The organism is Streptomyces sp. NPDC014656, assembly GCF_043084305.1.
Lineage (GTDB): Bacteria > Actinomycetota > Actinomycetes > Streptomycetales > Streptomycetaceae > Streptomyces.
The window spans coordinates 107,049-114,000 of record NZ_JBIBZN010000023.1; the positions used below are offsets into that span (position 1 = coordinate 107,049).

Annotated in this window: 4 protein-coding genes and 4 pseudogenes; 5 read left to right on the forward strand and 3 right to left on the reverse strand. The window is 69.4% G+C overall.

The genetic code is table 11. From position 1 onward, the window contains the following. Positions 1–341: 341 nt before the first annotated feature. A complete protein-coding gene (locus tag ACF1ED_RS34960; protein WP_391767381.1) occupies positions 342–983 on the reverse strand; it encodes a TetR/AcrR family transcriptional regulator in 642 nt (213 codons plus the stop codon). 211 nt (positions 984–1,194) lie between these two features. Between ACF1ED_RS34960 and ACF1ED_RS34965 the strand changes: the two genes are divergently transcribed. The 3 genes and pseudogenes from ACF1ED_RS34965 to ACF1ED_RS34975 form a co-directional block, all read left to right on the forward strand. Continuing rightward, complete coding sequence (locus ACF1ED_RS34965) at positions 1,195–2,583, forward strand: serine hydrolase domain-containing protein (protein WP_391767382.1); 1,389 nt, start codon at positions 1,195–1,197, stop codon at positions 2,581–2,583. 150 nt (positions 2,584–2,733) lie between these two features. Continuing rightward, positions 2,734–3,051, forward strand: a pseudogene (locus ACF1ED_RS34970) (CNNM domain-containing protein); the annotation flags it as partial. Continuing rightward, positions 3,024–3,400: pseudogene (locus ACF1ED_RS34975) on the forward strand (IS5/IS1182 family transposase); the annotation flags it as partial. The pseudogenes ACF1ED_RS34970 and ACF1ED_RS34975, both read left to right, overlap by 28 nt. A 21-nt stretch (positions 3,401–3,421) precedes the next feature. Here ACF1ED_RS34975 and ACF1ED_RS34980 read toward each other — a convergent pair. Both ACF1ED_RS34980 and ACF1ED_RS34985 read right to left on the reverse strand, forming a co-directional pair. Further along, positions 3,422–3,517, reverse strand: a pseudogene (locus ACF1ED_RS34980) (IS5/IS1182 family transposase); the annotation flags it as partial. Positions 3,518–3,535: 18 nt separating this feature from the next. Then, complete coding sequence (locus ACF1ED_RS34985; RefSeq protein ID WP_391767383.1) at positions 3,536–4,165, reverse strand: hypothetical protein; 630 nt, start codon at positions 4,163–4,165, stop codon at positions 3,536–3,538. Positions 4,166–4,452: 287 nt separating this feature from the next. Here ACF1ED_RS34985 and ACF1ED_RS34990 point away from each other — a divergent pair. Further along, a pseudogene (locus ACF1ED_RS34990) lies at positions 4,453–5,197 on the forward strand (transposase family protein). A gap of 78 nt (positions 5,198–5,275) precedes the next feature. Further along, positions 5,276–6,084 (forward strand): IS5 family transposase gene (locus tag ACF1ED_RS34995; protein WP_391767384.1). Its coding sequence is split into 2 segments (ribosomal slippage): positions 5,276–5,615 and positions 5,615–6,084, totalling 810 coding nucleotides; the frame shifts between segments, so codons are not numbered across the junction. Positions 6,085–6,952 lie beyond the last annotated feature (868 nt).

Genomic DNA, 6,952 nt, shown 5'->3' on the forward strand with positions numbered 1-6,952 from the left:
CGGGGAGGCTCTCCTTCGCACAGGGGGACACCGCCGCCCTGCGCCCGCTTCCAGCGATCACCCAGACCGTGCGGGACCGGATCCGGCACCCCAGGCATGGGGCGCCCTGGACGATCACGGATCACCCCGCGCGGCGACGAAGTCCACGCCTCATCCTTCGTCCCCTGGTCGTCAAGCCTGCGGCACCCGCGGTCGGTGGCGCTGCCGGCTCGCGTACCACGGCGTCTGGCACCGTTCAAGGCGCGGCCGTGGCGCTGGGCAGCCTCGCGGACGGCGACCCTGTTCTGCGCGGACACACACCAGCGCAGGGCCAGGCCTTGTCTGCAGTCAGGGAGAGTTGCTCACGCCGTGTACTGATGGCATTCGCCGGTGAAGACGAGGCCGATCTCGGCGTCGAGCAGGGGGCCCACGAACCGGGTGACGCCTTCTCCTGCGAGGCCCTCGGGCTCGCGGTAGACCTGGAGCGCGAGCCCCTCCATCAGGGCGGCAAGGCGTACAGCGGCGGACAGCGGGTCCAGATGCTCGTCGACCTCGCCGCATTCCTTGCCGTTGTGGACCGCGCGGGCGATGTCCTCCCGCAGCTGCCGGGCGCTTCCGGTGTCGACTTCGGCCAGGGCGGGGGAGTCCAGGGAGCGGCCTGCGAACGCGCGGGCGACGCGGTACTCGGCACGGCGGGTCTCGTCCAGGGGGATGTACTCGGTCATCACGTCGGCCATGACCTGTGCGAGAGGCTGTTTGTGGGTGACGCCCTCTCTGATGCGCTCGTCGACGCGGGCGCGGATACGGGCCGAGACCTCGCGGAAGGCATGGAGCAGCATCTCGTCCTTCGTGCGGAAGTAGTGCTGCACCAGCCCGACGGACATGCCCGCGGCGGCGGCTGTGCGGGCGACGGTGACGGCGTCGAGCCCTTGTTCGGCGATCAATTGGCTGACGGCGTCGGCGATCTGACGGCGGCGTTGTTCGTGGTCGGCGGTTCGCGGCACTTGATAACCGTACCAGCGTACGGTTATAACCGTATCGGCATACGGTTATCTGTCGCGTCCACGGAAGAACGAGGCCCTGATGCTCAACGCCCCTCGACGCGCCGCCGCTGCGGTGGCCGCCCTCCTGCTCCTCCTGCTCCCCTTAGGCGGGGCGTCGGCGGCGACGCGCCTACCCGTTCCGGCAGACCGTTTCGCGGCGATGGACGCCTACGTGCGCGAGCGAATGGAGGCCACCCGGGCACCCGGGCTCGCCTACGCCGTGGTCGACCCCGACGGGCCCGTCCACGCGCGGTCCTGGGGAACCGACGGGAACGGCGAACCGGTCACGGACGCCACCCCGTTCTTGTGGGGGTCGGTCGCCAAACCGATCGCCGCCAGCGCCGTGATGACGCTCGTGCAGGACGGACGGCTCCGGCTGGACGACCGCGTCGTCGACCATCTGCCGGTCTTCCGCTTCGGCAGCCCGGATCACGCCGCCCGGGTCACGGTCCGCCACCTGCTGCAGCAGACCGCCGGCATACCGCAGTCGGCGACCTCCGCGGTCGCCGACTGCGTCGACGCCGACTGCGCGGACGCGCTCGGCCGGCTCGCCGCGCTGGACGGCGTACGTCCCCTCGGGCCGCCCGGCACCATGTACGCCTACACCAGCGCCAACTACCTCGTCCTGGCCGCCCTGGTCGAGTCCGTCATCGGCCGGCCCTTCGCCGAACACCTCCAACGCAGCGTCCTGCGCCCCGCCGGCATGGACGGGGCGATCGCCGACCGGGCGTCCGCCCGTGAGCGGAACCTCCCGCCCGGGCACCAGCTCCTGTGGGGCGTACCGTCCGCGATCGTCGAGGGTGTGGACGACGCCGGCGCCGCCTACGGCTATACCGGCGGCGACCTGAACGACCTCGCCGCCTTCGCCGCCCTCCAGCTACGGTCCGGGAAGACAGCCGACGGCGGGACGGTCCTGAATCCCGAGTCCGTCCGCCTCATGCGGCAACCGGGCCGTCTCCACCCTTCCGGCGCCGCCACCGGATACGGACTCGGCTGGCGCGTCGGCGGCCTGGAACCTCCGCTCGACACCGCCGTCTGGCACACCGGTGCCACCCCCGGCTACTCCGCCATGATCTTCCTCCTGCCGGACCGGGACATCGCCCTGGTCCTCCAGCAGAACCTGCACGGCCTCCTGCACGACGCCGCGGTGACGGACGTCGGATTCGGCGCTGCCCGTCTCCTCGCTGGAGGAACCGCCGCCGACGCTCCCTCCGCCGCGACCTACTACGCGACCGTCTGGGGCCTGACAGCCCTGGCACTCGTCCTGCTCGCCGAGGCATTCCACTCGTTCCGCGTGCTCCGTCGCGGGGGCGTGCGCCATCGCATCGCCCCCACCGTCCTGTGGTGCCTTGCCGGCGCCGCCCCCGTGGCCGTCCTGGTGGCGGCCCTCGCCTTCATCGGTCATGGGGCGCTGTGGACCTGGGCGCCCGACTCGTTCATGGCCCTGTGTGCTGCGGCGGCCGCCGGGGTCGCCGTCATCGCTCTGCGGTTCGGGGCCGTGCGTGTCGGGACGTGCGGAGGGGCGGGCTCTCGATCGGAGATCGCCTTTCCTTTGCAGTGATGTAGTAGGCCGTGTCTCCGCCGGTCCGATCCCGCCCGGATTCCCGCTCAGGACGAGAAGGAGTGAGCGGCCCGCAATGGGTGAGCCTCTCAGTGCGAGCCGTGCCACCGCCTGCCCTGAGACGTCCAGCCGGGGAGCGGGGGTGGCGCGGTGACCGAGACGCTTCTTCTCCTGCTCGCGCCCGCCCCCACCCTCGCGTGTGCCGTCTTCGTCACGGCCGAGTTCTCCCTGACCACCGTCGAGCGCGGTGAGCTGGAGCGGGCCGTCGAGGCAGGCGAACGTGGTGCCGAGGGCACGCTGCGCGCCGTGCGCCGGCTGACCGTGCAGCTGTCCGGCGCTCAGCTCGGCATCACCGTCACGTCCCTGGTGATCGGTATGCTCGCCGACCCGCCCCTGGCCGCGCTGCTGCGCGGACCGCTGGAGGCGATCGGCCTGGATGCCGCGCCTTCCTCGACTCCGCCCGCGTCCGGGCGGAAAAAGGGGGCGAACTCACCGGTCCGAGCCCCGTGGACCGGGGCAGGGCGGGTTCCAAGATGCACGTCCTGTCGGACGCGAACGGACTGCCCCTCCTCGTCACACCTGAGCTGCGGAGATGGCTCCGAGGTAAACGCATCGGCGTCCGCGTCGCCCGCAAGGGCATCGAGTCCGGTGAACGACTCGGCCGCCGCAGGTGGGTGATCGGGCGGACCATGTCCTGGCCGACCGGCTACCGCCGGCTCAACCACCGCTACGAACGCCATCCCCGCAACTACCTGGCTTCCTCGGCCTGGCCGCAGCCATCCGCTGCTACAAACGACTCCTCCGCCTCACCACATAGGACACGGTCTTGCTGATCGTTTCAGAATGCGGTTCGGAGGCGGCGGAGGCATATGAGGCTGCAGGTCAGTTCGAGCAGGCCCTGATGGAGGGCGGCGCGTCGCTCGTAGCGGGTGCGGGCCGTGGCGCACGCCTCCTACGGGCGGGGGAGCGGTGCCAGTTCGGCGTGGGTGACGGTGTAGCCGCCCTTGACGACGGGGGCGTACGGGGCCGGGGCCATACAGGTGCCGACCTCTGCGTCCTTACTGTTCGGCAGCAGGTTCACCCCGTTCCACGAGAAGCCCACCCGATCGGCCTTGCCGCTCTTTCCGCCGTCGTACACGCTCAGTCCGACGCGCTTGCCGAGCGAGCCGGTCTCCTCGTGGCTGACCTTCGTGATGAGGGCCGTGACCGTCGCCGTGTTCGGGCCGGTGACCAGGCACTCCACTTGGCCCTCGGAGGTATAGGTGACGTTCCGGTCAGCCGAGTGGTGCGAGATGCGTACCGTCCCCCGCGCGTCGACGGGCAGCCCCGTGGAAATCTCGGGCCGCGGGATGCTGTACGGGGCGGCCACCGCGTCGAAGCTGAAGGAGCGTACATCGTTGTCGCTCAGGTACGGCAGTACGATGTCCCCACTGCCGACAACCCGTGCCGCGCCCGGCCGGCGGTGGTCCGTGCGCTGCTCGGCGGACGAGGCGATGGACGAGGTGCACAGGGTGAACCCGGCCACCAGGGCGGCGATGGTGGCGGTGGCGGTGCGCCGAGCAGGCAGCGACAGCGAAGTCATGACGATCTCCTTTTCTGCGAAGGGGAGTTGACTGGCGGAACGCGACCCATTCTTCGCTTTGACAGCCGCCCAGTCGTCATCCCAAGGCCGCAAGATCGATGCCGCCTAATCGCCCGCGCGGCTGACCAGACGTCAGCCGAGAGTCGCACGGGGTGGATCACCGCCAGCCGCAGGCGTTCGCGGATCAGTTGTCGCGCTGGCGCCGTCCAGGCCCCGGCTCAAGTGGGGCACACGGAGAGCAGGCGAGGCCTTCGGGCAGTGGTCCGAGACGTCTGACGTCTCAACCGCTGCGACCGGAGGCCTCGTCGGTCATCCATCCTGCCGTACTCGACCTGCCGCACACGCGCGCGCGTGGAGTGGGTCACGATGCTGATCGTCACCCCCAAGGGCAACCGCCGGAGCAAACTACGGCCCTCGCAACGCGCCCTCACCACCTGCGCGAAGCTCGCCCCGGGCTTCCGGATCAGCGAGGACACCGCCCACGCCTACGTACAGAGCGTGATCAAAATCCTTGCCTCGAAGGCGCCATCCCTCACACAGGCGCTCCGCCGAGCACGTCCCAAGTATGTCCTGGTGGACGGCACCATCGCCGAGTGCGACCGTGTCGGCGACCACGAACGGGACTACTCCGGCAAGGCCCGACGGCATGGAGTGAACATCCAGGCCGTCACCGATCCCGCGGGCGGACTGATCTGGTACTCGCCGGCACTGCCGGGTCGCACGGTCGACATCACCGCCGCCCGCACCCACCGCATCGTCACGATCTGTGAGCGACTGCGGATCTCCGTGCTGGCCGACAAGGCCTACGCCGGGGCCGGCGGCACGTTCCAGGTCCCGTTCAAACGCCACCTCGGAAGACCTCTCACCACCAGACAAGCAACCGTCAACCGAGCACACACACGGCTCCGCTTCCCCGTCGAGCGCGCCTTCGCCAGGCTCAAGGCCTGGCGGATCTTCCGCAAAGCGCGGATCAGCCCCAACCGGCTCACGTCCATCACCAAGGCCGTCCTCACCCTCGAGAGGCGACGCTGAAGATCCTTACTGATCGTTTCAGAATGAGTTCGGTGTGAGGGCTTGGCGGTCGGGTCTGGTGGCGGCAGAGTGGTGCGGGTGTCGGATGATCTTGTGCCTGATGACCTGTGGGAACGTATCGCTCCACTGCTGCCGCCCCGGCCGCCGCGGCGTCATCGGTATCCGGGGCGGTTGCCGGCGGACGACCGTGCGGCTCTTCGGGGCATCGTGTACGTGCTGCGCAAGAGCGTGAGCTGGAGGGACGTTCCCGCGGAGCGGACCGGGTGCAGTGGGGTGACGGCCTGGCGGCGGCTGCGGGACTGGACCGAGGCCGGTGTCTGGCCCCGCCTGCACGAAGTCCTCCTGGCCGAGCTGCGCAAGGCCGGTCTGCTGGACATGGACGACTGCGTGATCGACGGCTCGCACGTCAGATCGCTGAAAGGGGGGCTCACACCGGACCTTCGCCGGTCGACCGCGCGAGGCCGGGCAGCAGGCACCATCTGATCGTCGACCGGCACGGCACCCCTCTCGCCGTCACCCTGACCGGCGGAAACAAGCACGACGTCACCCAGCTGACACCGCTGCTGGACGCGATCCCCCGCATCCGTGGCCTGGTCGGACGGCCGCGGCACCGGCCGGGCCGGCTGTTCGCCGACCGCGGCTACGACTACGACAAGTACCGCCGCATCCTGCGGGCCCGCGGCATCACACCGAAGATCGCCCGACGCGGTGTTCCGCACGGCTCGGGACTGGGCAAGACGCGCTGGGTCGTGGAGCGGACCTTCGCCTGGCTCCACCAGTTCAAACGACTGCGGATCCGCTACGAGATACGTGCCGATCTCCACCTCGGCCTGCTTCAACACGCCTGCAGCATCATCTGCTTGAGACGCCTGCGAACCTCATTCTGAAACGATCAGTTAGAACGCTGCGCCGGGACGAGCCCGGGCTGCTCCCCGCGGGTGTGAGGCAGGCAGGGATGCGGTTTGCGTATGAGGGATGACCGTCCCTGTGGGGTATGCGCTTTCCGCATGCACGCGAGGGGCTGCTCCCCAGCCTCTCCTTCCCGGTCGCCGGCGCATGGCCTCTGCTCGTTTGCCCGCTCGAGCTTCATGAGCGGCGTGCTCCGCAGCCGGCCCAGCCCGGGCCGCGCCCCGGCACACAGCACCCTGCCGGTACGCCCCTGTGGCTGCATCTGCCTTCGGAAGGGTGATGGGTGACGGTTCGTCCTGATGCGTTTTCTGCATGGGGATTGACGGTTCGCCAGGCGGTGTCTGCTGCCAGCTTTTTGAACATCTCTCACCCACAGCAAGATCTCTAACAGTTGGCAGCATGTAAGGGGATAGGTATTCCTGATACAGGTCTAGACAACTACTCTCGGGCTAATCTCCCATCCATCACTTACAGTGACTCTCTATGTAGCGTCCCTATGCCCGTGAATCGCCACCCCGGCACCATTCGAAGTGACACCCCTCGAGCGAGGTAAACGGCTGGCACGTACCGCCGGCCCCGCAGGGGCCGCACACCACCCACCCCACCCAAAACGCCCTCAACCACCCACCACCACAACCTATTTACCAGCCTCGCACCCCGCCGCAGGCGGGCGCCCCACCACAAACAACCCCCCACCCCATACCCGCACTCGTCACACCACCCCCACCACCCCGCGGTCACCGAAGGTGCCCGCCCCCACCCAGCCAGCCCAGCGCCGCGCAGCGGCGCAGCGCCTTTGGCGTGACGCAGTCACGCCGCGTCGTGTCTCCGCAGGAGACCGCGCGC